Genomic DNA, 26,153 nt, shown 5'->3' with positions numbered 1-26,153 from the left:
CGATACGGGCCTCGGCGCACGCCCCCCCGCGCCGAGGCCCGTGCCGCAGCAATGGCGGCATCGAACACAACCAGACAGGCCGGACAAGGCCGCATCAGGAGACGGGTATGTTCATTCGGAAGCTTCCCACGATCTGCGCAGGCCTCGCACTGATTTCCGCCTTTGCTGCCCCCGCGGCCCGGGCGATGCAGGGGACTGACTGGCCCGCAAAGCCGGTCACCATCCTGGCGCCATTCGCCGCCGGTGGCACGGTCGACCTGGTTGCGCGCGTGCTGGCGGTGAAGCTGCAACGTGAACTGGGCCAGCCCTTCGTGGTCGACAACCGCGGCGGGGCGGGCGGCACCATCGCCACGGCGATGCTCGCGCGCGCCGCCCCCGATGGCTACACGCTGATGGTTCACCACATGGGGCTGGTCTTCAGCGATTCGCTGTACAGCCATCTGCCGTACAACACAAAGCGCGACATCATGCCGGTGGCTTATGTTGGCGCCACGCCCAACGTGCTGGTCGTGACAAAGAGCCTGCCCGTCAGGACCATGAGTGACTTCCTCACGTTGGCGAAGTCGAAGCCCGGGGCGATCAACTACGGATCGGGCGGCGTCGGCAGCGCGGGCCACCTGCCCATGGCCGTACTCGGCATGATGACAGGCACGACGCTCCAGCACGTACCCTACAAAGGTTCCGGCCCGGCGCTGACCGAACTGGTGTCGGGCCAGATCCAGTCGATGCTCCTGACCATTCCTGCCGTCATGCCGTTCATCAACTCTGGCATGGTCCGTCCGATTGCCACCTCGGGGAACAAGCGTTCGCCGGCCCTGCCGAACCTGCCGACGCTGGAAGAGGCGGGCATCAAGGGCTTCGAGTACGCGCCCTGGTATGGCTTCTTCGCACCCGCGGGCACGCCGCCCGAGGTGGTGCGCAAGCTGTATGACGCCGTGGAGAAGGCCCTTCAGGACAATGAAGTCGTGGCAAGGCTTGCCCACGAGGGCATAGAGGTGGAAGCGATGTCACGCGAGCGGTTCGTCGGCATCGTCGACGCCGACATGGCGCGGTGGAGCAAGACCATCGCGCAGCTCGGCATCAAACAGCCGTAGCGGTCATAGCCGTTGCAACAGCCAACAACACATCAGCAATGCCAGCAAAGCCAGTCACCGTCGCACCCGTCGCCACGCCATCGGAAGCCGTTGAGGAACGCCGCCACCCCAGGTCCCCGGCCGACCTGTTTGTCACCTTCACGCTGCTGGGACTGCAGGGGTTCGGGGGTGTGCTGGCCGTGGTTCAGCAGGAACTGGTAGAGCGCAAGCGCTGGCTGACGCGCGAGGAGTTCATCGAGGACTGGGCCGTCGCCCAGGTCATGCCAGGTCCGAACGTGGTCAACATGGCGCTGATGATCGGCGGCCGATCCTTCGGGCTGGCCGGCGCGCTGGCAGCGCTGGCGGGCATCCTCACGCTGCCGCTGGGGCTTGTGCTGCTGCTGGAGATGCTGCACGCACGCTTCGCCGAGCACCCCGGAGTCGCCGGCGCCCTGCGAGGCACGGGTGCGGTGGCGGCGGGCCTGTTCGCTGCCACGGGGCTGCGGTTGATGAGCGCGATCCGCACCAATCCGTTGGGCGTGCCGCTTGCCATTGTGCTCGGATGCAGTTGCTTCGCGGCAGTGGCGCTGCTGCGCTGGCCGCTGGTCTATGTGCTGCTCGGGCTGGGCGGTACAGCCTGCGTGCTCACCTTCCGCAGGTTGAAGCCATGACCGGTGCGCTGTCGCTTTCCCTGGGATGGGCAGAATGGCTTGATCTCTTCCTGCATTACGTGTCGCTTTCCCTGCTGTCGATCGGCGGGGCCATTACCACCGCGCCCGACATGCACCGCTACCTCGTGGAGCAGCAGCACTGGCTCAGCGAAGGGCAGTTCAGTGCGTCGGTGGCCCTCGCCCAAGCCGCGCCCGGGCCCAACGTGCTGTTCATCGCGCTGCTGGGCTGGAACGTTGGCATGAACGCCGGCGGGATCCCGAGCGCGCTTCTTGGGGTTGCGCTGACCATGTCCGGCATCCTGCTGCCCAGCACGACGCTGACCTACCTCGCCGCGCGTTGGGGCCACCGCAACCGCGAACTGCGTGGCGTGCTGGCGTTCCGTCAGGGCATGGCTCCGATTGTCATCGCGCTACTGATCGCAACTTCGTGGACGCTGACGACCGTCAATGACGACGCAGCTCGCGATTGGCCGCTGTGGGTGATGACGGTGCTGACCGCGTTGATCGTCTGGCGCGTCCGCATTCACATGCTCTGGCTGCTGGCGGGCGGCGCGGTGCTAGGCTGGTATGGGCTGATCTGACAGTCGTATTGGTTGCTCGGGACGTTTGGAGCGGCCCGGTCCGATTTGTTGCGCCTCAGCGCCGCGCAGGCATCGGCCGGCTCCGGTCTGACCTCGTCCCGTAGTCACGGAATCAGCCGAGAGTCCCTACATCTCACGGCATATCGTACGGTGCACCGCCGGGCTGCGTTGTTCGAAGCAGCGACCGTCTCTGACCGACCCCCTGACTGTCAGGCCAACTTGCCCAATGTCCGCAATACAAGGCGGTACCAGACCGTGTCGAAAGCACCAAAACTGCTGAGATGCAGTCATAGCCTGCTAACGCTTTCGGTCAACAATCCGCAGCGGCCATAACCAGCCGGCGCGCCCTGCCTTCAATGGTCGCCATGATCCTGACGATGCTCCTCCGGGGACCATTCCGGGCTGTATCCACCCAGGCTGGGATGGTACATCTCGTCGCCTGAATGCTGGGTGAACTCGACGTTGAGGCGATCCTCTCTCAACCCGAGTATTTCGATACAATCGGCGCACAGCGCCTTGGCTACCGCCATTCGCAACTCTGGCGAACGGCCTTTGCGGATGTCCAGCATCATGATGGAGACAGGCTCCGGCTCGTCGCCGGGCTTAGTGATCCGCCACACGCCGCCTTCGCCGAGTTCGCGGATCGCCACGGTGATGCGGCGAATATCGACCGACATCATTCCGGAATATGTCTGAATGAGTCTTGCGGCAAGCTGCTTCTTGTCGGCCACCGGGTAGTGGCCGTTGACGTCCAGTTGCAGGTAGGGCATGCCTTCCTCGCTTCAAAAAGTGGCAGGGCGCAAAGGTCGATTACGACCATATGCGGCGAGGGAACAGTGTTCCGCAGCGGTATCCTCCGAGGTGTGCAGCCACCAGCATGTCTTCGTTGAAGCCGTCAGCAGTGTCGGCTTGCGAACAGACCGTCTGCCGCACGCGCCGCAAATTGTTTTGAATCTGTCCAACCCGCCAGGAGGCACAGATGAAACAGGTATCACTGACCATTCCAGAAATTGGATTGATCGCCGGAACGCGGGCGGCAGGCGCTGCGGGCCTCGCACTGCTGCTCAGCGACCGAATGAATCCGGAACAACGCCGTGCCATCGGCTGGACGCTGCTCGCTGTAGGGGTCATCACCACGGTGCCGTTGGTCGCGCAAGTGCTTGGGAAACGTCAGCCATACAAGAGCCCCGACGAGAAGTGAAGTAATGGTGCGAGGGCCAGAGCCCAAAATTGACGGACTCGACGACCGAACGGTCCTGGCCGACAAGCGCCTGATCGACAAGGCGATCAGGCGAGTTAGCCGCGGCAGGCAGAAGTCGACCCTTAGCGGTCCGTCGACTCGCTGTGACTGAGAGGAAATTTGAGCGCGTTGTCGTCCGACTCCTCGCTCAGCGCCAACGCGCTGTGGCGGGAATGGCCCGGTAGGTGGTTTTCGCAGAATTGACATGACGCTGTCCCGCCCGGTCACGTACGCACAGTGGGCCAATCGCCCTTGACCGAAACGCTGCGCGACCGGATGGCTACGCTGATTGGATTGCGGCTCTGACGGGGCATGCGTGGTTGCGCCGCGATACGGTGCACATTCGTCATCCGCCGACGTCTGAGGCCGGCATCGGCTGACACTCCGCCTCTTCTTCCATCAGATGATGCGATCCCACGGCACGCCGTCCCGCGTTGCCGGATAGCAACCGGTTTGTGCCCGTCGAACCTCACCGCATGATGGCTCTCGGACACATTCTGACTTTCACCTTGCGCCTGCTCCAACGTTCATCTATTAATTTACCATCCATGTGGATGGTATATGGATGGTGTATGGATGGTTGGGGGATGGTCTATTAGGTGATCTGACCGGTGCTTCCATCGCTTGCCAACGCTTAATGACGAAATGACCTCTCACAAAACCGATGCGGCACAGCAGACGAACAAACCGAAGGCAGGTGATACGGAAAAAATCACCATCAACCTCGGACCGGTAGACCTCGGGCAGATCGACCTGCTGGTCGAAGAGGGCTTTTACTCGAACCGCTCAGACCTGATCCGGACCGCCATCCGGAACCAGCTCGCCGCGCATGCGGTGGTCATCCAGGAAACGGTGAGCCGTCGGGCGTTGGTACTCGGGCTGCAGCACTTCACGAAGAAGGACCTGGAAGCTGTGCGCGCGGCCAATGAAAGACTCGATATCCATGTGCTGGGACTGGCCAGCATTGCCTCGGATGTCAGTCCGGAGCTTGCGCTGGCGACCATCGAATCCATCGTGGTGCTGGGCGCCTTTCACGCGCCAGCCGCAGTCAAGGCTGCACTGGCCGGGCGCATACGGTAGTTCGCGGCAATTTCGCCGCCCCCTGGTTCGCCAGGTTGCCTGGATACAAGCATGAAAATGAATGACGCGTTCCTCGCCTCGATGCATGAGGCCATGCAGTTGCTGCAGACCGCAGGCCCGATGGAGGCCACCGAGGCCATCCAGCGGGCACTGCGCCGGCATTCGTCCGTGGAAGTGAGAGCCGCTACGGCGGCGCCGATGCCTGCACAGGTGGTTGAACGCCTGCTGACGCACGACAAGGCTGCGGCCCAGACCGGCGCTGTCGCCGGTGAACCCGCCGATGCCGCCGCGGTGCATGCCCGCGGCACCGATGCCGCAGGCCCGGACAGCGCAGCGGCGCGCGCACCTGCTCCACAATCCCCGCTCGCGAGTGCGACCGCGCAGGCCGGGCACTTCAGCCAGCGGACCTTCGCAAACCACGCGGGCAGCCGCTCGTACAAGCTCTACATGCCGGCCGGCAGGCACAGCAAGCCGATGCCGCTGGTCGTGATGCTGCATGGATGCACGCAGGACGCCGACGACTTTGCCGCCGGCACCCGCATGAACGAACTCGCCGACAGGGTCGGCTTTGTCGTGCTGTACCCGATCCAGCCCGCCGACGCCAACGCATCGAAGTGTTGGAACTGGTTCCGGCCGGGTGACCAGCAAGCCGAGCGGGGCGAGCCCTCGCTGATCGCCGGCATGACGCGCGAGGTCATCGCCAGCCACGGCATCGACACCCGGCGCGTCTACGTGGCCGGCCTCTCCGCCGGCGGAGCGATGGCGGCAGTGCTGATCCAGCGCTATCCCGGACTGTTCGCGGCGGCGGGTATCCATTCGGGCTTGCCCGCGGGCTGCGCGCACGACCTGCCGTCCGCGCTGGGCGCGATGCGGGGCGGCAAGGGCGTCGGCAGGTCAAGGGCCGGCGTGCCGCTGATGGCGCCGAGCCGACCGATGATCGTGTTCCATGGCGATGCCGACAAGACCGTGCACCCATCCAACGGCAGCCGGCTGGTGGCACCTTTCGAGCAAGGCGAAGCGCGCACGGACAAGCAACGCGAGACCGTGCGCGCGGGCCGCGACTACACGCGGCACAGGATCACGACGCCTGCCGGCATCGATGCCCAGTACTGGGTGATCCACGGTGCCGGACATGCGTGGTCGGGCGGCAGCCGCAGCGGCACCTACACCGATCCGAAGGGACCCGACGCCAGTGCGGAAATGCTGCGGTTTTTCCTCGCACATCCGCGCGCGGACTGAAGCGCGCACGGGGCGGAAACGCGCCGGCTTCTCGGGGTCATCGTACTTTCCGTCCATTTTCTGGCGGCATGCACTGGAAACGGCTTATCTATCAAGAGCTTGCAAATACGCTGGCGCCAAGGGATTCATTGCTCTGAGAAGCGTTACTACAGGCGGGATTGCGGTCTGCTACCGCCATTTTTTTCACGGAAAGTACGATGACCCCTATCCGGCGTTGCGCCGACTGGAAAGCCTGGGCTGGGATCTGGACGCTGAGGCCAGCCCTCCATCGCCGGAGAAGAAGGGCGCCGCCTTGCCGCTTAGTCAGCCCCCGCTTTGGCGCGGTCTCCTGCTACCGCAACGCGGAAGGGCTGACCTGGGACGGGCAGGGCGAGATGCGGTCGTGGCTCAAGCGGGCGGTCAATGCGGGGCAGTCGGTGGAGTTTTTCCGGGTCGGATAAGAGCCTTCTGCGTAAAACTGGTGCCGAAGTGCTGAAAATTCCAGCAAAAGCATAGGGTTGCCGCGAGATGTGGCGGATTTTTTGAATACCGGGCGCCCCTCCTGAAGAACATCCTGTACGGGATTCCACTTAGTCCGCATTGACGAAGTGGCCGCCTCCTTCAGTGACTACTATCCCGTCACAAGCCTCAAGATAGGCGGACGGAGACGGCGATGAAGCGTAGTCGGCTGTTAGGGGCGGTGGCGGTGGTCGGCGTCGGCATCGCGATTGGCGCGGCGGTGGGCCTGGGAATAGGTGATGCAGACGCGCTTGCGGATCGTGATGCCGTGGTCGAAGGCAACTTCGCACCGGACGCGGTGGTCGACTACTGTGATGACGTATGTGTCCGAGGCCGCGGTGCGGCCGCACTGATTGCGTTCAGCCAGTGGCCGTAACCGTGATCCTATCTCGGCGACCTGATCCAACGTCTGGATTTGCGGTGCCAGTTTCGGCACCGTTGAACCGCCGTTCGGTCCCTGAGGAGGAAGGACCGTAGCCGACCCCTCTCTGCCGTTCGCCCTCTCATCCGGCTAACGACCGCTTTCAAGGTACAACGGTCTTCGCTTTCTTCGCGCTGTTCGTGAGGTGTTCCGCCCGAAACCGTCCGTCGTTCCCGGGGCGCATCATACCCAGGGCGCTGTCAATCCCACGCTGTCGAGGCTTGCAACGCCCGGCGCTGCTTGCCCGTCCTCATGCCCGTGTCGTTGTCGAATACGCATTGACGACGAATCCGTGTCAGATTTTTCCCTATTTCTCCCGACATCGCTCTTCCAGATAGCGCCTCGCTATAGTGAAGTCCAGCAGGCGCCTTGGCGGCGCCTGCAACAGTGCAGGAGGGAGAAATGGATTGCACGTCGTCCGGTCCACGAGCGTCTAGGGAAACTTCGCGAATCGCACAACGAGGGCAGGCGCCACGCGCGACCCTCGGACAGCCGGGTGTGGCGGAATTACTGCTAGGGTCTGTAATGACTTCGACGTGCGGTGCACTCAGCCCAGTCTCGCTGACGGCCCACGTTGGCAGGCCATTGCATAAGGGCGGATGCGACGTCGATGCATGTCTGAAGCATGGGGACGGTCGGCAGCAGCGGTGGCTGGCCGAGCTCAGGCAGGCGGGGGCTATCGTTGGCAGCGCGCATATTGTCCTGGATGGCGAGCTACCGTCAAACAGCTACATGCCATGGCGTAACGGAATGCTGCCGTTTGCGACAGGGCAAGACGACACCTTCGCGCAGTGCCTGGCGGTGGCCCGGCTATGCGACCAGTACTCTCGGCGAGAAGCGGCATTCGGTCCGGCATGGCTCACCATCCGCTATTTCCTGGACTTTGGGCCGAGTACCGGGGTGCGGGAAGCCCTGACGGTTTCGCCGGTGCGGCATCGACAGCTTGGCCCCTTGTGCCAGCATGACCTCGAAGTACGCGAGGCAGGAGCCAGGGTCGCTACGCTAACCATTGTCCATGAGCAACCCCGGTGACCTGTGGACGGTCTTGATCGCGGCGGCGTGGCTCATTCCTTCTGCTGGATAGCGAGCAACTCCCGCTTCGCAGCGGCCAGCACTGCGTCGGCGCGCTTTTCGTCGGCCATCACCCGAGACACCACCAGAGCCCCGATCATGGCGCTGACCGCGAACACGGCCTTGTCCGGATCGTCTCCGCCCAGCGCGGTGTCCACCCGGCCGATGAACCGTTCGATGTGGGCCGACATCGCCTCGCGCGCCGCCTCGTCGGCGCGCGCCACGTCGCCCGCCAGCGCGGCGATCGCGCATCCGGTCGTGCGCGCGTCGCGGTGCTTGCGGCTCAGGTAGCTGCGTACCGTCGCGCTGTACTCGACCGATCCCTTCCCGTTCCTCGCATCGAACGCCGCACTCCCGGCATCGAGCGCGCGTTCGAGCGCGTGCAGCAGCAGGTCGGAGCGCGATGCGAAATGCCCATAGAAGCCGCCGTGCGTCAGGTTGGCGCTGCGCATCAGCTTGCCGACGCTGACGGACTCGAGCCCGCCATCCCGAATCTGCTCCGCGGCCTGTTCCAGGATGCGCTCTCTGCTTTGCGCTTTGTCCGCTTGTGAGTGGCCCATCGTCAGATCCCGTGGTTTTTCTTGACTTTCTGCATTGTGCCCGTCATTCTCCAGCATGACAATCATCATTCACAATGGCAAGTAGCCGCCATGGCCGAGCTGGACGAGATGAACGTTGACCTGAACGACTACGAGGTTCCCTTCAAGGGAATCGTCGAGCAGTCCATCGCCGGCATCTACATCCTGCAGGACGGCCGCTTCCGCTATGTCAACGAGACCTTCGCGCGCATGTGTGGTCTCAGGCGCGAGAAGTTGCTCGGCGCCCGGCTTCGCGACGTGGCCAACCCTTCGCAGCGCGAGGCGCTGATGGCCCGGTACGAGCGCCAGATCAGCGGCGTTGGCGCTTCCGAGCTGTTCGTCATTCGCCGGACCTCATCCCGCAACCCAGGCTCCTTCGAGATCCATGGCACGCGCGTGATCTTCCGCGGCCGCCCCGCGATCGTCGGGCTCAGCATCGACACTACCGAGCGCGAGCGGCAACGCGCCGAGCTGGTCGAGGCTAGCGAACGTCTGCAGGAACTGATCGCAAGCGCCAACAACGTCCGCGAGAACGAGCGCCACCGCGTGGCGCGCGAGCTGCACGACGTGATCGGCGGGATGCTGACGGCGATCAAGTTTGACCTGTCGCGGCTGTCGCGGGGCATCGAGGCGCTGGACCGCGGTCGTGCGCCACGGGCGCGGCAAGGTGGCGCGGTGGCGCCGGCGCTCGCCACGCTGGCGCTGACCGCAGCCCAGACCCTCCAGCTCACGCAGGAGACCATCGAAACCGTGCGCGTCATTTCCGAAGGGCTTCGCCCGGGCGCGCTCGACCACCTGGGCCTGCAAGACACGCTGTGCCTCGACCTCGACCGCTTTGAGCGGCGCTACGGCATCGCCACGCGCTATCGCACCACGGGCACCGCGCGAAGCATGGAACGCAACCGTGAGATCGGCATTTACCGGATCTTCCAGGAAGCGCTCACCAACGTCGCAAGGCATTCGAAAGCCACCGAAGTCACCGTGAGCCTTGACTGGGCGGCCGATCGCCTGGTGCTGGAAATCTCGGACAATGGCCTCGGCTTCGACCTCGATCACGTTGCGGCTGACGGCCATCTCGGCCTGCTGGGCATGCGGGAACGCGCACGCGAGCTCGACGGCACGCTCGTTCTCGACACCGGACCCCGCTGCGGCGCGTGCCTGCGGCTCGGCGTGCCGGTCACGTCCGCCGTCCTCGACCAGGACACCAACAAGTACGCCAACCCAGGCATTCCCATCGACGGAGGACAAAGATGATTCGCCTGCTGCTGATCGACGACCACACCATCTTTCGCCAGGGCCTCAAACGCTTGCTTGCCGAGCAGGACGGCTTCGATGTCGTGGCCGAAGCCGGCGATGCGAGCGAAGCCCTTGGCCGCCTGCGCGAGCAGCACTTCGACGTGGCGCTGCTCGATGTCAGCATGCCGGGCCGCGGCGGCCTGGAGATGCTGCCCTCGCTGCGCGCCGAGCGCCCCGCGATGCCGGTGGTCGTGCTGCGCATGTACCCGGCCGAGCAGTACGCACTGCGCGCCTTCCAGGCCGGCGCGTCCGGCTATGTCACCAAGGACATGGACGCGATCGAACTGGTCGATTCGATCCGCAATGTGTCGAAGGGCAAGCGCTACATGACGCCCGCCGTCGCCAGCTGCCTGCTCGACGGCTTCGATCGGGTCGGCGACGCGGCGCCGCACCGGCTACTGTCGTCGCGCGAGTACGAGATCATGCTGCTGATCGTGCGCGGGGTCCGCCTGACCGAGATCGGCCGGCAGATGTTCCTGAGCGTGAAGACCGTGAGCACCTATCGCTCACGCGTGCTGAAAAAGATCGGCGTCGCCAGCAACGCCGAGCTGGCGCGCTATGCCGTCGAACATCGGTTGATCGACTGAGCGCGACCCTCAGCTTCAGAAAACGCTGACAAGGCGCAGAGCCGGTTCCGACAGCCGGATTCGCGCCGGACGTCCAAACTCTCTTCAACGGCACGACTCCACACGAGTCGGAACGAAGGAGAGAACGATGACGGCAGACGTGTTGCTGCACCTGGACAACGGCGTGCTGGTCGTGGCGATGAACCGGCCGGCGAAGAAGAACGCGCTCACCGCGCAGATGTATTCGGCGCTCGCCGACGCGCTCGCCGAGGCGGACCGTCGCGACGACGTCCGCGTCGTGCTGCTCCATGGCGAGGGCGGCAACTTCACCAGCGGCAACGACCTCGGCCTGTTCGTCAATGGGCAGGCCACCGAACACCCGGAGGCGCCCGCCGCGACGTTCCTGCGCGCGGTCATCGCACTGCGCAAGCCGATGGTGGCCTGCGTCTGCGGGCATGCAGTCGGCATCGGGGCGACCGTGCTGCTGCATTGCGACTACGTCGTCGCCTCCGACGATGCCCGCATCCGCTTTCCGTTCGTCGACCTAGGGCTGTGCCCGGAATTCGCCTCCACGCTGCTGCTGCAGCAGGTGGTGGGCCGCAACAAGGCGACCGAATGGCTGCTGCTGGCCGCCACCATCCCCGCCGCCGAAGCCCATCGGGCGGGGCTCATCAATCGCGTGCTGCCGCTGGAGACGGTCGCGGCGGAGGCGCTGTCGGTCGCCAGATGCCTCGCCACCAAGCCGCGCCAGGCGCTGATGGCGACGCGCGGACTGGTGCGCGAGGCGACCGCGGCGCTGGTCAGGGACAGTCTCCAGCGCGAGACGGTCGTGTTCGACACCCTGCGGCGGTCGCCCGAGGCACAGGAAATCTTCCGGCGCTTCCTGCAACGGGCGCCGGTCCGGACCGCTGGCGGGCAAGGTGCCGCCACGCAGTTCGAAGTGCTGTAACGAGTTCCACCCATCAACAAGGAGACGGCAATGACTGCTGTGGCAAGTCTTTTCGACCTGAAGGGCCGCACGGCCCTCATCACCGGAGGGTCCAGCGGGCTGGGCCTGCAGATCGCCGAGGCGCTCGGCACGCAGGGCGCCCGCGTGGTGATTTCGGCGCGCAAGGCGGACGCGCTTCAATCCGCGCAGGCGCATCTGGCCGGCCTGGGCGTCGACGCAAGCTGGATCGCGGCTGACAACGCCGTGGAGGACGACGTGGAACGCCTCGCCAATGAAGCGATGGAACGCCTTGGCAAGGTCGACATCCTCGTCAACAACGCCGGCGCCACGTGGGGCGCGACCACCGTCGATCACCCGCTGACCGCCTGGGACAAGGTCATGAACCTGAACGTGCGCTCCATCTTCCTGCTGACGCAGAAGATCGGGCGGCTGTCGATGCTTCCCAACCGCTTCGGACGCGTGATCAACCTCGCCTCGATCGCCGGCCTCAAGGGCAACGGTCCCAAGGCCCAGCCGACCATTGCCTACAACACCAGCAAAGGCGCCATCGTCAACTTTACGCGCGCGCTGGCCGGCGAATGGGGCCCGCATGGCGTCACCGTCAATGCCATCGCGCCGGGATTCTTTCCGTCAAAGATGACCAGGGGGACGATCGAGAAAGTGGGCGTCGAGAAGCTGTCGGAGCGGGCGCCCCTGCAGCGCATTGGTGACGACGACGACCTCAAGGGCGCGGCGCTGCTGTTCGCGAGCGACGCGGGCAAGCACATCACCGGCCAGATCCTCGCCGTCGACGGCGGCCTGACCGCGGTCTGACGACGTTCGATCCGAATCCAAACCATTCCGATGCAAGAGGAGCACACCATGAGCAACGCAGCAGGCACGCCCGAAGTCCGCATGACGATCGAGGACCATATCGCGATTATTTCGCTGGACAACGTCGCCAAGAAGAACGCCATCACGCCGGAACTGATGCAGCAGCTCTCGCAGCGGCTGACCGAGTTCGACAACGACGACAACCTGTGGGTGGCGGTGCTGGACCCGGCAGGCGAACACACCACGGCCGGCCTCGATATGCCGAAGTTCTTCGGCCCGAATGCCACGGCCAAGCCGATTCCGGACGACCAGGTTGACCCGTTCGGCCTCAAGAAGCGCTGCCGCAAGCCGCTGATCTCGGTCGTCCACGGCATCACCTATACCATCGGCATCGAGCAGATGCTCGCCTCCGACATCGTGATTGCGGCCGATACCGCGCGCTTCTGCCAGCTTGAGTCGAAGCGCGGCATCGCCCCGCTCGGCGGCGCTCACTTCCGCTACCTGACGCGCACCGGTTGGGGCAACGCGATGTACCACCTGTTTCTGTGCGACGAGTTCTCGGCAGAGGAGGCGTATCGCTGCGGCTTCGTCCAGGAGGTCCATCCCTATGGCAGGCACCGCGAGCGCGCGATGGAGCTCGCCCGGCTGATCTGCAAGGTCGCCCCCATCGGCCTGCGCGCGACCAAGGCGGCGGCGCTGACTTACATCGAGCACGGCGAGAAGGCGGCCATCGACGTCATCCCGCAGGTGAGCGAGCAGGTCTTCGCCACGGAAGACTTCAAGGAAGGCATCCAGTCCTTCGTCGAGCGCCGCGAGGCGCGGTTCCAGGGGCGCTGAGGCGACCGGCTGACCTCCATGACCGCCGATACGGGAGCCACTATGCAGACCTTCACGTCGATCGAAGCACTCAAGGCGTTCCAGGGCAAGGAGGCGGGTCCGAGCGACTGGCATCTGGTGACGCAGCAGGAGGTCAATCTGTTTGCCGAGGCAACTGGCGACCGCCAGTGGATTCATGTCGATCCCGAGCGGGCGAGGCGGGAGTCGCCGTTCGGCGGTCCGGTCGCACATGGATTCCTGACGCTGTCGCTGCTGCCGATGCTGATGGCGCAGATCACTGGCTTCGAGGGCGTGCGTGCGCGCGTCAATTACGGCCTGAACCGCGTCCGCTTTACCGGCCCCGTGCCGGTCGGCGCGAAGGTACGCGTGCGCGCCGTCCTGGAGCACGTGGCTGACGAAGGGCAGGGCGGCGTCAAGGTGACGTGGACCGTCACGTTCGAGACGGAAGGATCGGCCAGGCCGGTATGCGTCGCGGAGTCGCTGGCCAAGCTGTACTTCTAGTCGCCTTCCCCGTCGATTGCCGACACCAACCAGCGCCGTGCGACGAACGTCATCGCGCGGAGGCGGTACTGCGCCCCTGGGGTGCAGTCCGCCCAAAGAAATACAAAATCCGGAGACAACATAAATGAACGCCCCGATGCCAGGCTACTGGACCCCCGACCTCCTGTTGAGCGAAGCCGACGTTGCCCGTTTCGAGCGCGTCCCGCTTGCCGAGCGCAAACTGCCTGCCTCCACTTACGAAATGCTGATGGACGGCTGCGCCATCGACCCGTCGAAGGTGGCCATCCACTACTTCACCGACGGTGCCCGTCCCCGCGAGACCGCGCGGCAGGTGACCTATGCCGAGTTGCGCGACAAGGTCCACCAGACCGCGAATCTGCTGGACGACCTCGGCGTCGGCAAGGACGATGTCGTCTCGGTGCTGATGCCGGCGATTCCCGAATCGCAGTTCGTCCTGTGGGGGGCTCAGGCCGCCGGGATCGTCAATCCGGCCAACCCGATGCTGGAGCCGGACATCCTCGTCCAGATGTTCCGCTCGGCCGGCACCAGAATACTGGTCGCGTTTGGTGGCGACGAGCACGCCGAGATCTGGGCCAAGGCCGAGGCCGTGGCGCGTGGCCTCCCATCGCTGGCGGCGGTGATTCGTGTCGGCGGAGCGGGGCCGGCTGAGGTCGCTGGCGTGCCCGTCATCGATTTCGCCGAAGCCGTCGAACGCTATCCCTCCGACCGCCTGGTCTCCGGGCGGATCTTCTCGTCCGACGACACCGCCTCGCTCTTCCACACTGGCGGCACGACCGGCGCCCCGAAGCTGGCACGCAACCTGCACCGCAACCAGGTGTTCTGGGTGTGGGCGTCAAGGCACCTGTTGGGACTCGACTCGACCGAGGTGCAAGTGCTCGGTGTCCCGGTTTTCCACGTCGCCGGCGCGGTGGTCGGCTGTTTCAGCCCGCTGGTGAAGGGGGCGACAGTCGTGTTGATGACGTCGACCGGGTTCCGCCATCCGTCCGTGCTGCCGAACCTCTGGCGCATCGTCGAGGCTTTTCGGGCCAACATGCTGATCCTCGTGCCGACGCTGGTGAACCAGGTGCTGTCGATTCCGCTGGATGGCGCTGACATCTCGACGCTGACCTACGTCGCCTCGTCGACCGCGCCCCTGTCGACTACCGTCGCCGACGCCTTCCATCGTATGACCGGCGTCCGTATCCGTGAAAGCTGGGGCATGACCGAAACCACGGCGGTCACCTGCATCACGCCCCTGGTCGAGCAGGTCAAGGTTGGCAGTTCGGGCGTGCGGCTGCCGTACCAGCGGGTCCGCGTGGTGCAGCCGGACGGCACCGGGAGCGTGGCCCGGGACTGCGCGCCGGGCGAGCCGGGCCTCGTGATCGTGCGCGGGCCTTCGGTCTTCCCCGGCTACCTGGGCCAGGAGCAGGCTGCGTGCCGGTTCGACGGCGATTGGCTGGACACCGGCGATCTCGGCTACCTCGACGCGGACGGCTGGCTGTGGATCACTGGCCGCGCCAAGGACCTGATCATCCGCGGCGGACACAACATCGATCCGAAAATGGTGGAGGAGGTGCTGTTCGGCCATCCGGCGGTCCAGGATGCCGCCGTGGTCGGCGCGCCCGATGCGCATGCCGGCGAGGTACCGGTCGCCTATGTGGTGCTGAAGCCGGGAGCGAGCGCCTCGGCGGACAGCGTCCTGCGGTACGCCGCCGAACACATGCCGGAACGCGCGGCCATTCCAAGGCACTGCTTCGTGCTGCCGGAAATGCCGAAGACGTCGGTCGGCAAGATCCAGAAGAACCTGCTGCGCGTCGATGCCATCGAGCGAATGTTCCGCGCCGCGCTCGACGGCATCGGCCGAAGCGCAGAGGTGAAGGCCGCCGACCGGGGCAGCAGCGGCTTCTTCGTGGAGATCCGCGTGCCGACGCTTGGCGCCGACGATGCGGCCCTGGACGGCGCGCTGCGCTCCTTCACTGTTCCCTATGCGGTTCGACTGATCGAAGGGGCCTGACACATGAGCCGACCCATCGACCGCAGAACAGCCCGCAAGCGGCTGTTCGCCAGCGCTGCCCTGGCAAAGTTCGTCCGCGACATCGGCTGTCGCCGGGGTGACGCCTGAGCGGCCAACGTCCGGCCATCGATCGCATTCATCAAAAAGGAATTACCGTGTCTACAAACTACAAGGCGCCCGTCGACGACTACGTCTTTCTCTTGCACGACGTGATCGCGCCCACCGTGCCACACGCGTTGGGTGCCATGGCGCGGGACGACACACGGCAGGTGCTCGAACAGGCCGCGCGCTTTTTCGAGAAGGTCTGGGCACCCCTTGACGGCCCCGGGGACGAAGAAGGCTGCCACTTCGACAACGGCGCGGTCAGGACGCCGTCCGGGTACCCGGCTGGATACGCCGCGTTGTGCGAGGCCGGCTGGAACCGCGTCTCGGTCCCGGAGGCGTCTGGCGGCGCCGGCCTGCCGGAGGGGATCGGCCAGGCCGTGCGCGAGTTCTCGGCGTCGGCGTGCAATTCGCTCGGCCTCTATGCGGCGCTGACCAATGGCGCGCATGCGACGGTCCGCCGCACCGGCGAGCCGTGGATGCTGGAGCACGTCGTCCCGGCGATGGTGGCGGGGCGCTGGGCCGGCACGATGTGCCTGACCGAACCGCATTGCGGGACCGACCTGCGGCTGATGAAGACGCGTGCCGTGTCGCAGCCTGACGGTAGCTGGCGCCTCAGCGGCACCAAGATTTTCATTTCCGGTGGCGACCAGGATCTGACCGAGAACGTCATCCATCTCGTCCTGGCGAAGGTCCCGGGCGAGGATGGACGCATCAGCGACGACCTGTCGACGGTCCGGCTTTTCCTGGTACCGAAGCGGCTGGTGGACCCCGACAGCGGCGAGCTGGGCGGATCGAACGGCGTCGTCGTGGCCGGGATCGAGCACAAGATGGGCCTGAAGGGTAGCGCGACCTGCACGTTGTCATTCGAGCATGCGCTGGCCTACCCTCTGCGGGAATCGAGCCAGCCGGGCGGCACGCATCGCAAGTCGTCGGCTGGCATGAGCGGCATGTTCGACATGATGAATTCGGCGCGCCTCGGCACAGGGTTGCAGGCACTGTCGTCGGCAAGCCGCGCCTACGGTCATGCGGCCGACTACGCCCGCGAGCGGCTGGCCGGCCGGGCCGCCAAGGTGGAGGATCGCACAGGCGGCACGGCTGACCCGATCGTGGTTCACCCGGACGTACGCCGGTTGCTGCTGAAGCAGGCGTCCTTCCTCGAAGCCGCCCGTGCCCTCGCGCTTCACGTGACGGCGCTGCTCGGCGAACCCGACGAAGCGCTGCGCGCCGACCGGAGCGCGATCGGCAGCCTGCTGACGCCGGTCGTCAAGGCATTCTTCAGCGACCGCTCCTTCGAGTCGGCCAACGACGCCATGCAATTGATGGGCGGGCACGGCTATATCCGCGACAACGGCGTCGAGCAGCTCGTGCGCGACTGTCGCATCTTCCAGCTCTATGAGGGAGCCAACGGCGTGCAGGCGCTGGATCTCGTGCTGCGCAAGCTGCCTGCGGGCGGCGGCCGGGCGCTGGGCGGGTTTCTCGACATGGTCGATGCCACCGCACGGGAGGCGGCACGGCGCGAGCCGTTGCGCGCGCACGCTGACTTGCTGCGGCAAGCCGCGCAGGATATCCGTGCCTGCGCGAAGTGGCTGGCTGACCCGTCGCGCAACCCCTACGACGCCGGCGCCGCCTCCAACGATTTCCTGGCCATGATGGGTATCGTCGCCTGCGCCTGGATGTGGCTGCGGATGTCGGACGTCGCGCTTGGCCTGTTGCCCGGCGCGGAGAACGGGACTTTCCTGCGCCGCAAGCTGGAACTCGCCCGCTTCTGGTTCGCGCGTGAACTGCCGCTGGTCCCGACCTTGCGGCAGCGTGTGGAGACGGGCGCAGCCTGCCTGATGGCGCTGCCGGCCGACCAGTTCTGACCAATCAATATCTTTTCACAAGGAGCTTCGTCGATGAAGACGCAGATCACTGAGTTGTTCGGCATCGAGCATCCCATCATTCAGGGTGGCATGCACTACGTCGGGTTCGCGGAACTGGCCGCCGCGGTGTCGAATGCGGGCGGCCTGGGCATCATTACGGCGCTGACGCAGCCAAGTCCGGACGCCCTGGCCCGTGAGATCGGGCGATGCCGGGAAATGACCGACAAGCCGTTCGGCGTCAATCTCACCTTTCTGCCGTCGCGCAATCCGCCGGACTACGCGGGCTATGTGCGGGCGATCGTCGATGGCGGGGTGCGCATTGTCGAGACGGCCGGCAACAATCCCCAGCAATGGCTGCCGGCGCTGCACGAGGCGGGCATCCGGGTCATCCACAAATGCACGTCGGTGCGGCATGCGCTGAAGGCCGAGAGCATCGGCTGCGATGCGGTCAGCGTCGACGGCTTCGAATGCGGCGGACATCCGGGCGAGGACGACGTCCCAAACTTCATCCTGCTACCCCGTGCCGCGGACGAACTCAGGGTGCCCTTTGTCGCGTCGGGCGGGATGGCGGACGGCCGCTCGCTGGTCGCCGCGCTGGCGATGGGCGCGGCCGGCATCAACATGGGAACCCGCTTCGTCGCGACGGAAGAGGCGCCGGTACATCGAAAGGTCAAGCAGGCCATCGTTGCGGCAACGGAACTCGATACGCGGCTCGTCATGCGCCCGCTGCGCAATACCGAGCGCGTGCTGAACAATGCGGGGGTCGAGCGCCTGCTGGAGAAGGAAAGGCGCCTGGGGGCGGACATCACCTTCTCGGACATCGTCGAAGAGGTCGGCGGTGTGTATCCGCGCGTGATGCAGGACGGCAACCTCGACGCAGGCGCCTGGTCCTGCGGCATGGTCGCCGGGCTCATCCAGGATATTCCCCGGATAGGAGACCTGATCGACAGGATCATGCGCCAGGCGGAGGAGATTGTCGCGACGCGACTTCAGGGCATGTTGTCGCGTGGCTAGACGTTTGGGAATAATCAGGGGGACAAGGAAATGCGTGGAATCATAGCGAAGATCAAGGTGAAGGAAGGCCAGGAGGCCGAGTTCGAAACGCTGGCGGCCAGCCTGGTCGTCGAGTCGCGCACGGAAGCCGGGTGCGTGTCGTATGACCTGTGGCGTTCGGAGGGAGCACGTGAATACGTGTTTGTCGAGCGCTATGCCGACGAGGCGGCTGCTCAGGCGCACGTCAGATCTGATCACTATCGCCGCATCGGCCGCCAGATGGGCGCGCTTATGGATGGTGCGCCGACCGTGTTGCGACTGGCCGCAATGGAAGTTGCTGCCGGCCTGAGCCCGGCCGATCCGGAACTTGCCGGAAGCGGCAGATCTGACCCCGAGCGCGCTTCAGGCTAATGGAGCAGTGGCTCGGCCAGTTCGGGGCCGATGACGCGAAGGCGTTGGAGTTGGGCGTCCTTCAAGGCGATGCTGCAATACATCACCAATGGCGTGCGGCCGCCCGAGAAGGCTGTTCAGGGCGGAGTTGCAGTCGTTCAGCGGCGTGGATGACCGTTCACCAGGGCTCGCCACGGCCGGGCGGTTGAGTGATGAACACCAGGATCGGATTGGCGCCCCGGCCGAGCCAATTTCCGCTTCAGCCGCTGAGGGGGGGAACGTTCGCCTCGTCGGTCGAATGGCCGCTTTGTTGGGCGAAGCCGACAGTCTGACTCAAAGCGGCCAGGGTGAGTTTGATCGGACTTATTTGCGGCGCATGTCCACGACGGTCGGCTTGCCATCGACCTTGTCGAAAGTAACGAAAACCGATTCGCCTTCCTTGAAGTTCTTCAGCGAATCGCGGTCCTTGACCGGAAAGGCCATGGTCATGGCAGACATGCCGAGATTCTCGATCGGGCCGTGCTTGAGGGTGACCTTGCCGGCCTGCGGATCAATCTTCCTGATTTCGGCGGCTACGGGATGCGGCGCCTGCTGCGAGGCTTGCGAGGTGGCAGAGGGCTTCATGTCCATGCCCTCCATCGCGCCGGCCGCGAAAGCGGCCGGCGCGGCGACGAGTGCAAGCATAAGTGCGAGAGTCTTGAGGGCTTTCATTGTGCTTCCTCCTGAAGTGAGGGTTGGGGGGGAATCGGAATGGATCTTGTCTGGCGTCGACGTATCAGCAGATATGCCGCCGGCACGACAAACAGGGAGAGCAAGGGCGCGGTCACCATGCCGCCGACCATGGGAGCGGCAATGCGCTGCATGACCTCCGAGCCCGTGCCATGCGACCACATGATGGGAATCAGGCCGGCGAGAATCACCGCGACTGTCATGGCCTTGGGACGGACACGCAGCACCGCACCTTCCTGGATGGCTTCCAGCAGGGCGGACAGGCTGGTCTCACCACGGTCCTCGCGCTCGCCCCAGGCTTGCTTCAGGTAGAGCAGCATGATGACGCCGAACTCGGCCGCCACGCCGGCAAGGGCGATAAAGCCAACGATGCCGGCTACCGACAGGTTGTAGCCCAGCAAGTAAAGCAGCCAGAATCCGCCAATGAGCGCCAGCGGCAGCGTGCCCATGATGAGCAGCGCTTCATCCAGTCGGCCGAATACCAGGTAGAGCAGCACAAAGATGATCAGCAGGGTGAACGGCACCACCACCTTCAGTTTCGCGGTGGCCCGTTCCAGATACTCGAACTGCCCCGACCAACTGAGGGAATAGCCCGCCGGCATGGGTACGGCCTTGGCCACCACGGCCTGCATGTCCCGGACGGCCGAACGTAGGTCGCGCCCGCGAATATCCACGTAGACCCAACCGGACAAGCGAGCGTTCTCGCTGCGCAGCATCGGCGGACCCTGTACTACCTTGATGCGCGCCACATCGGAAAGCGTGATCTGCTGGCCCCTGTCCGTGACAATGGGGAGGCCGCGCAGTTGCTCCACCGAATCGCGGTAGTCTCGCGGGTAGCGGACGTTGATAGGAAAGCGCGCCAACCCGTCGACCACTTCGCCGACGTTCTCGCCGCCAATCGCCGACGATACGATGCCCTGGACGTCCTCGATGTTAAGCCCGTACCGACCGGCCGCCATGCGGTCGATGTCGACGTCGACGTAGCGCCCGCCAGTCAGGCGTTCTGCCAGTGCCGAGGTGACGCCCGGCACCGTCTTGACGGCTTGTTCGATGCGGGTGGCCAGCCGGTCGATCTCATTCAGGTCCGTGCCCGCCACCTTGATGCCGACCGGGCTCTTGATGCCCGTGGCGAGCATGTCGATCCGGTTGCGAATGGGCGGCACCCAGATATTGGACAGGCCGGGCACCTTCACCACCCGGTCGAGTTCCTCCACCAGCTTGTCGGTGGTCATGCCGGCTCGCCACTGCTCGCGCGGCTTGAACTGGATGGTGGTCTCGAACATCTCGATGGGCGCCGGATCGGTGGCCGTATCGGCGCGGCCCGCCTTGCCGAATACGGTGGCTACCTCGGGAACGGTCTTGATCAGACGGTCGGTCTGCTGCAACAACTGCGCCGCTTTGCCGGCGGATAGCCCCGGCAGCGCCGACGGCATGTACAGCAGATCTCCCTCATCGAGGGGCGGCATGAACTCGCCGCCAGTTCGCATGACCGGCCAGGCGGTCGCGACCAGCAGAATCGCCGCAATCGCCAGTGTGGTCTTCGGGTAAGCGAGCACCCTGCTCAACACCGGCTGATAGGCGCGAATCAGCCATCGGCTGAGCGGGTTGGACTGCTCCGTCGGGATCCTGCCGCGGATCATGTAGCCCATCAGTACTGGCACCAGGGTGACGGAAAGCCCCGCGGCCGCGGCCATTGAATAGGTCTTGGTAAAGGCCAGTGGCGAAAACAGCCGGCCCTCCTGCGCCTCGAGCGTGAACACCGGGATGAACGACAGCGTGATGATCAGCAGCGAGAAGAACAGTGCGGGTCCCACCTCGGCCGCCGACTCGCCGATCACGCTCCAGCGCTCGTGCCCGCTGAGATCCCGGCCAGGATTGTCGGCATGCCAATGCTCGATATGCTTGTGCGCGTTCTCGATCATGACGACTGCGGCATCGACCATAGCGCCGATGGCAATGGCGATGCCGCCCAGCGACATGATGTTGGCATTGACGCCCTGGTATCGCATGACCAGGAAAGCGGCCAGTACACCGAGCGGCAGCGAGACAATGGCCACCAGGGCGGAGCGCAGGTGGAACAGGAAGACCAGGCAGACCAGCGCGACGACGATGAACTCCTCGATCAGCTTGTGCGTCAGGTTCTCAACCGCCCGGTTGATCAGCGCGGAGCGGTCGTAGGTGGTGACGATCTGGACGCCTGCCGGCAGGCTCTTTTGCAGCGTGGCGAGCCTGGCCTTGACCGCCTCGATGGTTTCCAGCGCGTTCTTGCCCGAGCGCATCACGATGACACCGCCGGCAACCTCTCCCTGACCGTCGAGCTCGGCGATGCCGCGCCGCATCTCGGGACCGAGCTGGACCGTGGCGACATCGCCCAGCCGCACCGGGATGCCCGCTTCGCTGGTGACCAGCGGAATCTGCCGGAAATCATCGAGCGTCTTTAGGTAGCCGCTGGCCCGGACCATGTACTCCGCCTCGCCCAGTTCCAGCACGGAGCCGCCGGTTTCCTGGTTGGCGCCCTTGAGTGCCGCGAGCACCTTGGCCTGCGAGAGGTTGTAGGCCCGCAGCCGGTCAGGCATCAGGACGACCTGGAACTGCTTCACCATCCCGCCGAGCGAGGCGACCTCAGCAACATTGGGCAGCGATTTCAGCTCGAAGCGCAGGAACCAGTCCTGCAGCGTGCGCAGTTGGCTGAGATCGTGCTGGCCGGTCTTGTCCACCAGTGCGTATTCGTAGATCCAGCCAACTCCGGTGGCGTCAGGACCCAGTGCGGGCCTGGCGGCGGCGGGCAGGCGGGACTGCACCTGGTTCAGATATTCCAGCACCCGGGATCGCGCCCAGTAGAGGTCAGTACCATCCTCGAACAGCACGTAGACGAACGAGTCGCCGAAGAACGAATAGCCACGCACGGTCCTGGCGCCGGGCACCGACAGCATGGTGGTGGTCAGCGGATAGGTGACCTGGTTCTCGACAATCTGCGGCGCCTGCCCGGGAAACGGCGTGCGGATGATCACCTGCACATCCGACAGGTCCGGCAACGCGTCGAGCGGTGTACTGCGTACTGCCCACAGTCCCCATGCGGTCAGCATGACGGTGGCCAGCAGGACCAGGAAGCGGTTGCGGATGGACGCGAGAATGAGCCGGGCGATCATGGCTTGGCCCCCTGCGTGGTGCCGGCCGGCTCGACCGAGGACAGGATCGCCATACCGTCACTGTTCAGGTGGAAGCGGAAGCGGATGCGGTCACCGGCCTTGAGCCCTTTAGGCAGGCCGGCAGGCGGCGCGGCGAAATCCATGGTCATCGCGCCCCACTGTGCAGAGGGGATCGGTCCGTGCGAGATGGTCAGGCCCTCGGTGCCATTCACTGCCTCGATGCGTCCGACGCCCTCGTGCTCGGGCGCGGTCGCCGCCGGCGCGGAGGCCGCCGGGAGGGCACTCATGCGTTCTGCTGTGCCGCGCAGACTGGCTTCCGAATCGATGAGGAACTGTCCGGAAGTGACCACCTTCTGGCCGGCCTGCAGTCCGGCCAGCACCTCGACCATGCCCGCGGCCTCGCGCCCGGTTTTGACTTCCGTCGCTACAAAGCCTGCCTTGCCGGCGTCCACCATGACAATGCTGCGCTGGCCAGTGCGGATGACGGACTCCAACGGGATCACCAGCGCTTCCTTCTGATCACCGCTGTCAAACCGGACGGTCGCGAACATGCCCGGCAACAGGTGTCTGCCCTGGTTGGGCAGGACAATGCGCACCTTGATGGTTCGTGTGGCTGGATTGACATCGGGCAGCACGGTATCGACCTTGCCAACGAGTGTCTCGCTTGCGCCAGTTGGCAACACTTTGACAGCCAGGCCCGGAGCGATGGCACGGGCCTGTCCCTCCGGTACTTCGGCAATCACCCAGACCTGGCTCAGGTCGGCCAGCCGGAACAGGGTCATGCCGGGGGAGACAGTCATGCCCTCCCGAACCGCAACCTCGGTCACGAGGCCATCGACTGAACTCACGATGCCAAGACTGGGCTGGAGCTTGCCGGAAGACTCGACGGCGCTGACCTGGCCCGGGGTCATGCCAACCTGCAGCATGCGGGCCTTGGCCGCGCTGCGCAGGTCGGATTGCCCACCCGCGGCCATGCGGGACACGGCGAGATATTCCTCTTGCGCGGCCACCCAGTCGGGCGAGTACAGCGTCACCAGTGCCTGGCCGCGCCGAACCGGGTCGAGGGTCGCCTTGACCGCGACATGCTGGACAAAGCCATTGGTTCGCGCCTGAATCACCTGGACACTGCGCTCGTCGATGGCAACATTGCCGGGGGCTTCGAGCACTGCGCTCATCCGGCTCGCCTTGACCTCGGCCGTGCGGATGCCGAGATTCTGTGCGACATGACTGTCGACCGTAATGCCGCCGCCTGCGCCGTCCCCGTCCGCGTAGACCGGCACGAGCTGCATATCCATGAACGGTGACTTGCCCGGCTTGTCGAAGCGCTGGCCGGGCACCATGGGATCGTGCCAGTACAGGATCTTCTTGCCGGTCTTCGGATCGGTGTCACCGGCTCTGAGCGCGGACTCCGCGCCGGGCAAGGGCGATGATTGCGGCGACTGCGCCGACTGCACCGACTGCACCGACTGCACCGACTGCACCGACTGCACCGACTGTACCGATTTTGCGCCGCGCGTGACGCCAAGATGATAGGCTCCATAGATTGCGGCGCCGACGAGTACGAGGCCTGCCGCCGCTGCAATGACTGATTTCTTCATTTGAGTTCCTTGGTGGCCGGCTCGGTCTGCGCGGTAGGCAGCGGGACCAGGAAGGTCAAATCGGCCCACAGCTTTGCCGTCTTTGCCTCCAGCGTTAGTCGCTCCACTGCGGTGTCGATGGCGCGATGGTTTGCCTCGGCGACGGCCAGCAACGATCCGGTATTGGCCCGATAGGCCGTGAGCGCGGCATCCGCCTGCGCGTTCGCGAGCGGCAAGGTCTTCTCGTCGTAACGTTTGAGCCGCTCCAGGTTGCGCTGCAGCTCGGCAAGCTTGGCGCCCACCATGGCCTGGGTATTGCGCCGGATGATTTCGGACTTGGCACGCGCCTCGCTGGCCTGTGCCAGCCTGGATGCGACGTCGCGGTCCTGGCGATTGCCGCGGTCCCAGGGCACCGGGAAACTGACGTTCAGCGATCCCATGTTGGAATATGCCGAACCACGCTGGCTGTACATCAGCTCGACGGTCACATCCGGCCTTCCGGCTTCCCGTGCCACCTGGATCTCCGACTCCGCCAGGGCCACTTCGCGCTGCGCAGCCGTGATCTCAGGCACCGCCTCGACTTCGCCATTCGCCAGTTGCCGGACGCCCTGGGGTACCTCCAGCGGCGGGCGCCCTGACAGGGGGCGCTTGGCCGCAGGTCCGACCCAGCGCTCCAGACCGAGCATGGCGGTTGCCGCGGCGGTCCGGTTCTCGTCGAGGCGGTCATGCAGCTTCTGGATTTCCAGTTCCATTGCCAGGACATCCGCGCGCGTGCCGCGCCCGCTGCGATAGGCGGCGGTCGCCGCCTGAAGCGCCAGGTCCAGAGGGTGGCCATGATGGCCGAGCAGGGTACCGGTCTGCTCGGCGTACCACCGATCGAGCCAGGCGCCGACCGCATTGCGCTGCACGTTGGCCAGTCCGACCGCGCGCTGCGCGTCGGCGGCAGTTGCCTCGGCTTCAAAGCGCGCCGCCTTGGCGCGGCGCTTGTCCGAGCGCGTGAATTCCTGCATCACGCTGATCGACCGCATGGTCATGAAGTCCCGGGTGAGCGAGAACTGGTCTGGCCCGGTCACGGGGACATTGTTGAGACCCAGCTTGAGCACCGGGTCCGGCAACTGGCCGGCGGAAACCGCCATTTGCACGGCCGCCTCGACGGCGCCACGCGACGATTCGGCATCGCCGGCGTGGGTCGTTGCGAGCGCGACGGTTTCCTCGAGGGAAAGAGAAGGAGCGGGTTGCGAAGCCGCGGCAGGCGACACCGTCAGGCCGAAGGCAGGCGCGCTCAGCAGCGCCAGCGCCAGGCGACATAGAGAAAGCATAAAACCTCCATGAACGACGACAGCTACCCGAATCTAGCGGGGCAGCACCGAATGGACGTCGATCCGGAGGCTATGTTTGAAAACTGCAGTGAAGGATGTTCAGCGGTGGCGGGCCACGCGCCTCCACCTCGGCTCGCAGTGCGACGCGGACCTCGGCAAGAACCACACGCGTGGGCTCCACGACGCTCATCAACACCGGCAGGAATGCCGGAAGCTGTGGCGAAAGATGGTCAGCGCTCTTGGAATCTGCCTGGCAGTGCGCCAGGCAGAGTGCGCCTTGGTCAGCCCGCTGGTCATTATCCCCGTCCGCCATGTCGGCACAGGATTCGGTCATCGCCGCCATCGTGCCGCCGCCTTCCATCTGATAGCGGCTACCGGTACAGGCGTACGCGGCCGCTGCCAGTTGGGCTGTCAGGAAAAGGACAAGGAGCAGGCCGGCGAACCAGGGTTGCCGGCTGGCGAAGTGACGCAAGAGTGATTGGTTCCGGGGGTGATAGTCGCAAGGATACTGCCTTTTGCGGGTAATGCAACCTGACCTTTTGCCGCAGGCGTTCTCGCAATAGCCAAGGTCATCGGCCTCTGATTGGATGAGCGCGATCGG

Annotated in this window: 25 protein-coding genes; 18 read left to right on the top strand and 7 right to left on the bottom strand. The window is 65.2% G+C overall.

Annotated features, from left to right (window positions below):
* The first annotated feature begins 107 nt into the window (after positions 1-107).
* From KHO22_RS22515 to KHO22_RS22505, 3 genes are read left to right on the top strand one after another with little or no spacing between them, the layout of a single operon-like run.
* The gene (locus KHO22_RS22515) at positions 108-1,094 is read left to right on the top strand and encodes a Bug family tripartite tricarboxylate transporter substrate binding protein (protein ID WP_211949387.1); all 987 of its coding nucleotides are present in this window, start codon (positions 108-110) and stop codon (positions 1,092-1,094) included.
* A gap of 38 nt (positions 1,095-1,132) precedes the next feature.
* A complete protein-coding gene (locus KHO22_RS22510) occupies positions 1,133-1,744 on the top strand; it encodes a chromate transporter (protein ID WP_211949386.1) in 612 nt (203 codons plus the stop codon).
* Positions 1,741-2,325, top strand: coding sequence for a chromate transporter (locus KHO22_RS22505; RefSeq protein ID WP_211949385.1), 585 nt, complete (start codon positions 1,741-1,743; stop codon positions 2,323-2,325). The genes KHO22_RS22510 and KHO22_RS22505 overlap by 4 nt, the downstream gene beginning before the upstream one ends.
* A gap of 353 nt (positions 2,326-2,678) precedes the next feature.
* On the opposite strand, the gene KHO22_RS22500 is transcribed toward KHO22_RS22505, so the two are convergent.
* Positions 2,679-3,095, bottom strand: a complete 417-nt coding sequence (locus KHO22_RS22500; RefSeq protein WP_211949384.1) for a tautomerase — start codon at positions 3,093-3,095, stop codon at positions 2,679-2,681.
* A gap of 209 nt (positions 3,096-3,304) precedes the next feature.
* Here KHO22_RS22500 and KHO22_RS22495 point away from each other — a divergent pair, with 209 nt between their 5' ends.
* From KHO22_RS22495 to KHO22_RS22480, 5 genes are all read left to right on the top strand, one after another.
* The gene (locus KHO22_RS22495) at positions 3,305-3,526 is read left to right on the top strand and encodes a hypothetical protein (RefSeq protein WP_211949383.1); all 222 of its coding nucleotides are present in this window, start codon (positions 3,305-3,307) and stop codon (positions 3,524-3,526) included.
* A gap of 684 nt (positions 3,527-4,210) precedes the next feature.
* Positions 4,211-4,645, top strand: a complete 435-nt coding sequence (locus KHO22_RS22490; protein ID WP_211949382.1) for a CopG family transcriptional regulator — start codon at positions 4,211-4,213, stop codon at positions 4,643-4,645.
* 51 nt (positions 4,646-4,696) lie between these two features.
* Positions 4,697-5,884: an extracellular catalytic domain type 1 short-chain-length polyhydroxyalkanoate depolymerase gene (locus KHO22_RS22485; RefSeq protein WP_211949381.1), complete on the top strand. Its 1,188-nt coding sequence runs from the start codon at positions 4,697-4,699 to the stop codon at positions 5,882-5,884.
* 197 nt (positions 5,885-6,081) lie between these two features.
* On the top strand, positions 6,082-6,324 hold the full coding sequence (locus KHO22_RS32875) for an H-NS family nucleoid-associated regulatory protein (protein ID WP_420839641.1): 243 nt from the start codon (positions 6,082-6,084) through the stop codon (positions 6,322-6,324).
* A gap of 212 nt (positions 6,325-6,536) precedes the next feature.
* Positions 6,537-6,758 (top strand): hypothetical protein, encoded by a 222-nt coding sequence (locus tag KHO22_RS22480; RefSeq protein WP_211949380.1) that lies wholly within the window; start codon positions 6,537-6,539, stop codon positions 6,756-6,758.
* A 1,109-nt stretch (positions 6,759-7,867) separates the two neighbouring features.
* Here the strand turns inward: KHO22_RS22480 and KHO22_RS22475 are convergent.
* Positions 7,868-8,503: a TetR/AcrR family transcriptional regulator gene (locus KHO22_RS22475; RefSeq protein ID WP_230426966.1), complete on the bottom strand. Its 636-nt coding sequence runs from the start codon at positions 8,501-8,503 to the stop codon at positions 7,868-7,870.
* A gap of 21 nt (positions 8,504-8,524) precedes the next feature.
* Here KHO22_RS22475 and KHO22_RS22470 point away from each other — a divergent pair, with 21 nt between their 5' ends.
* From KHO22_RS22470 to KHO22_RS22425, 10 genes are all read left to right on the top strand, one after another.
* A complete protein-coding gene (locus KHO22_RS22470; RefSeq protein ID WP_211949379.1) occupies positions 8,525-9,706 on the top strand; it encodes a PAS domain-containing sensor histidine kinase in 1,182 nt (393 codons plus the stop codon).
* Complete coding sequence (locus KHO22_RS22465) at positions 9,703-10,335, top strand: response regulator (RefSeq protein WP_211949378.1); 633 nt, start codon at positions 9,703-9,705, stop codon at positions 10,333-10,335. The genes KHO22_RS22470 and KHO22_RS22465 overlap by 4 nt, the downstream gene beginning before the upstream one ends.
* Positions 10,336-10,462: 127 nt before the next feature.
* The gene (locus tag KHO22_RS22460) at positions 10,463-11,263 is read left to right on the top strand and encodes an enoyl-CoA hydratase-related protein (RefSeq protein ID WP_211949377.1); all 801 of its coding nucleotides are present in this window, start codon (positions 10,463-10,465) and stop codon (positions 11,261-11,263) included.
* Positions 11,264-11,293: 30 nt separating this feature from the next.
* Positions 11,294-12,076, top strand: a complete 783-nt coding sequence (locus tag KHO22_RS22455; protein WP_211949376.1) for an SDR family oxidoreductase — start codon at positions 11,294-11,296, stop codon at positions 12,074-12,076.
* 48 nt (positions 12,077-12,124) lie between these two features.
* Positions 12,125-12,913, top strand: coding sequence for a crotonase/enoyl-CoA hydratase family protein (locus KHO22_RS22450; RefSeq protein ID WP_211949375.1), 789 nt, complete (start codon positions 12,125-12,127; stop codon positions 12,911-12,913).
* 42 nt (positions 12,914-12,955) lie between these two features.
* On the top strand, positions 12,956-13,414 hold the full coding sequence (locus KHO22_RS22445; RefSeq protein WP_211949374.1) for a MaoC family dehydratase: 459 nt from the start codon (positions 12,956-12,958) through the stop codon (positions 13,412-13,414).
* A gap of 124 nt (positions 13,415-13,538) precedes the next feature.
* Positions 13,539-15,428: an acyl-CoA synthetase gene (locus KHO22_RS22440; RefSeq protein WP_211949373.1), complete on the top strand. Its 1,890-nt coding sequence runs from the start codon at positions 13,539-13,541 to the stop codon at positions 15,426-15,428.
* 155 nt (positions 15,429-15,583) lie between these two features.
* Entirely contained in the window at positions 15,584-17,395 is a 1,812-nt protein-coding gene (locus KHO22_RS22435) for an acyl-CoA dehydrogenase C-terminal domain-containing protein (RefSeq protein WP_211949372.1), read from the top strand.
* Positions 17,396-17,428: 33 nt separating this feature from the next.
* On the top strand, positions 17,429-18,409 hold the full coding sequence (locus KHO22_RS22430) for an NAD(P)H-dependent flavin oxidoreductase (RefSeq protein ID WP_211949371.1): 981 nt from the start codon (positions 17,429-17,431) through the stop codon (positions 18,407-18,409).
* Between the two features lie 30 nt (positions 18,410-18,439).
* A complete protein-coding gene (locus KHO22_RS22425) occupies positions 18,440-18,799 on the top strand; it encodes a putative quinol monooxygenase (RefSeq protein ID WP_211949370.1) in 360 nt (119 codons plus the stop codon).
* 342 nt (positions 18,800-19,141) lie between these two features.
* On the opposite strand, the gene KHO22_RS22420 is transcribed toward KHO22_RS22425, so the two are convergent.
* The 5 genes from KHO22_RS22420 to KHO22_RS22400 form a co-directional block, all read right to left on the bottom strand.
* On the bottom strand, positions 19,142-19,489 hold the full coding sequence (locus tag KHO22_RS22420; RefSeq protein WP_211949369.1) for a copper-binding protein: 348 nt from the start codon (positions 19,487-19,489) through the stop codon (positions 19,142-19,144).
* Positions 19,486-22,656: an efflux RND transporter permease subunit gene (locus KHO22_RS22415; protein ID WP_211949368.1), complete on the bottom strand. Its 3,171-nt coding sequence runs from the start codon at positions 22,654-22,656 to the stop codon at positions 19,486-19,488. Before KHO22_RS22415 ends, KHO22_RS22420 begins: the two co-directional genes overlap by 4 nt.
* On the bottom strand, positions 22,653-24,254 hold the full coding sequence (locus KHO22_RS22410; RefSeq protein WP_211949367.1) for an efflux RND transporter periplasmic adaptor subunit: 1,602 nt from the start codon (positions 24,252-24,254) through the stop codon (positions 22,653-22,655). The genes KHO22_RS22415 and KHO22_RS22410 overlap by 4 nt, the downstream gene beginning before the upstream one ends.
* Positions 24,251-25,552, bottom strand: coding sequence for a TolC family protein (locus KHO22_RS22405; protein WP_211949366.1), 1,302 nt, complete (start codon positions 25,550-25,552; stop codon positions 24,251-24,253). The genes KHO22_RS22410 and KHO22_RS22405 overlap by 4 nt, the downstream gene beginning before the upstream one ends.
* A gap of 70 nt (positions 25,553-25,622) precedes the next feature.
* Complete coding sequence (locus tag KHO22_RS22400) at positions 25,623-26,024, bottom strand: hypothetical protein (protein ID WP_211949365.1); 402 nt, start codon at positions 26,022-26,024, stop codon at positions 25,623-25,625.
* Between the last annotated feature and the right edge of the window lie 129 nt (positions 26,025-26,153).

The organism is Cupriavidus yeoncheonensis, assembly GCF_905397275.1.
Classification (GTDB): domain Bacteria; phylum Pseudomonadota; class Gammaproteobacteria; order Burkholderiales; family Burkholderiaceae; genus Cupriavidus; species Cupriavidus yeoncheonensis.
Note: the sequence above shows the minus strand (reverse complement) of the source record. Positions and strands in the feature narration are given on the sequence as shown.

Bases quoted from the DNA above. Each gene is read 5' to 3' on its own strand.
- KHO22_RS22415 (WP_211949368.1), bottom strand. From the start codon at position 22,656: ATGATCGCCCGGCTCATTCTCGCGTCCATCCGCAACCGCTTCCTGGTC.
- KHO22_RS22495 (WP_211949383.1), top strand. From the start codon at position 3,305: ATGAAACAGGTATCACTGACCATTCCAGAAATTGGATTGATCGCCGGA.
- KHO22_RS22410 (WP_211949367.1), bottom strand. From the start codon at position 24,254: ATGAAGAAATCAGTCATTGCAGCGGCGGCAGGCCTCGTACTCGTCGGC.
- KHO22_RS32875 (WP_420839641.1), top strand. From the start codon at position 6,082: ATGACCCCTATCCGGCGTTGCGCCGACTGGAAAGCCTGGGCTGGGATC.
- KHO22_RS22450 (WP_211949375.1), top strand. From the start codon at position 12,125: ATGAGCAACGCAGCAGGCACGCCCGAAGTCCGCATGACGATCGAGGAC.
- KHO22_RS22505 (WP_211949385.1), top strand. From the start codon at position 1,741: ATGACCGGTGCGCTGTCGCTTTCCCTGGGATGGGCAGAATGGCTTGAT.
- KHO22_RS22405 (WP_211949366.1), bottom strand. From the start codon at position 25,552: ATGCTTTCTCTATGTCGCCTGGCGCTGGCGCTGCTGAGCGCGCCTGCC.
- KHO22_RS22430 (WP_211949371.1), top strand. From the start codon at position 17,429: ATGAAGACGCAGATCACTGAGTTGTTCGGCATCGAGCATCCCATCATT.
- KHO22_RS22460 (WP_211949377.1), top strand. From the start codon at position 10,463: ATGACGGCAGACGTGTTGCTGCACCTGGACAACGGCGTGCTGGTCGTG.
- KHO22_RS22420 (WP_211949369.1), bottom strand. From the start codon at position 19,489: ATGAAAGCCCTCAAGACTCTCGCACTTATGCTTGCACTCGTCGCCGCG.
- KHO22_RS22470 (WP_211949379.1), top strand. From the start codon at position 8,525: ATGGCCGAGCTGGACGAGATGAACGTTGACCTGAACGACTACGAGGTT.
- KHO22_RS22515 (WP_211949387.1), top strand. From the start codon at position 108: ATGTTCATTCGGAAGCTTCCCACGATCTGCGCAGGCCTCGCACTGATT.
- KHO22_RS22510 (WP_211949386.1), top strand. From the start codon at position 1,133: ATGCCAGCAAAGCCAGTCACCGTCGCACCCGTCGCCACGCCATCGGAA.
- KHO22_RS22455 (WP_211949376.1), top strand. From the start codon at position 11,294: ATGACTGCTGTGGCAAGTCTTTTCGACCTGAAGGGCCGCACGGCCCTC.
- KHO22_RS22440 (WP_211949373.1), top strand. From the start codon at position 13,539: ATGAACGCCCCGATGCCAGGCTACTGGACCCCCGACCTCCTGTTGAGC.
- KHO22_RS22500 (WP_211949384.1), bottom strand. From the start codon at position 3,095: ATGCCCTACCTGCAACTGGACGTCAACGGCCACTACCCGGTGGCCGAC.
- KHO22_RS22465 (WP_211949378.1), top strand. From the start codon at position 9,703: ATGATTCGCCTGCTGCTGATCGACGACCACACCATCTTTCGCCAGGGC.
- KHO22_RS22445 (WP_211949374.1), top strand. From the start codon at position 12,956: ATGCAGACCTTCACGTCGATCGAAGCACTCAAGGCGTTCCAGGGCAAG.
- KHO22_RS22490 (WP_211949382.1), top strand. From the start codon at position 4,211: ATGACCTCTCACAAAACCGATGCGGCACAGCAGACGAACAAACCGAAG.
- KHO22_RS22425 (WP_211949370.1), top strand. From the start codon at position 18,440: ATGCGTGGAATCATAGCGAAGATCAAGGTGAAGGAAGGCCAGGAGGCC.
- KHO22_RS22480 (WP_211949380.1), top strand. From the start codon at position 6,537: ATGAAGCGTAGTCGGCTGTTAGGGGCGGTGGCGGTGGTCGGCGTCGGC.
- KHO22_RS22485 (WP_211949381.1), top strand. From the start codon at position 4,697: ATGAAAATGAATGACGCGTTCCTCGCCTCGATGCATGAGGCCATGCAG.
- KHO22_RS22475 (WP_230426966.1), bottom strand. From the start codon at position 8,503: ATGATGATTGTCATGCTGGAGAATGACGGGCACAATGCAGAAAGTCAA.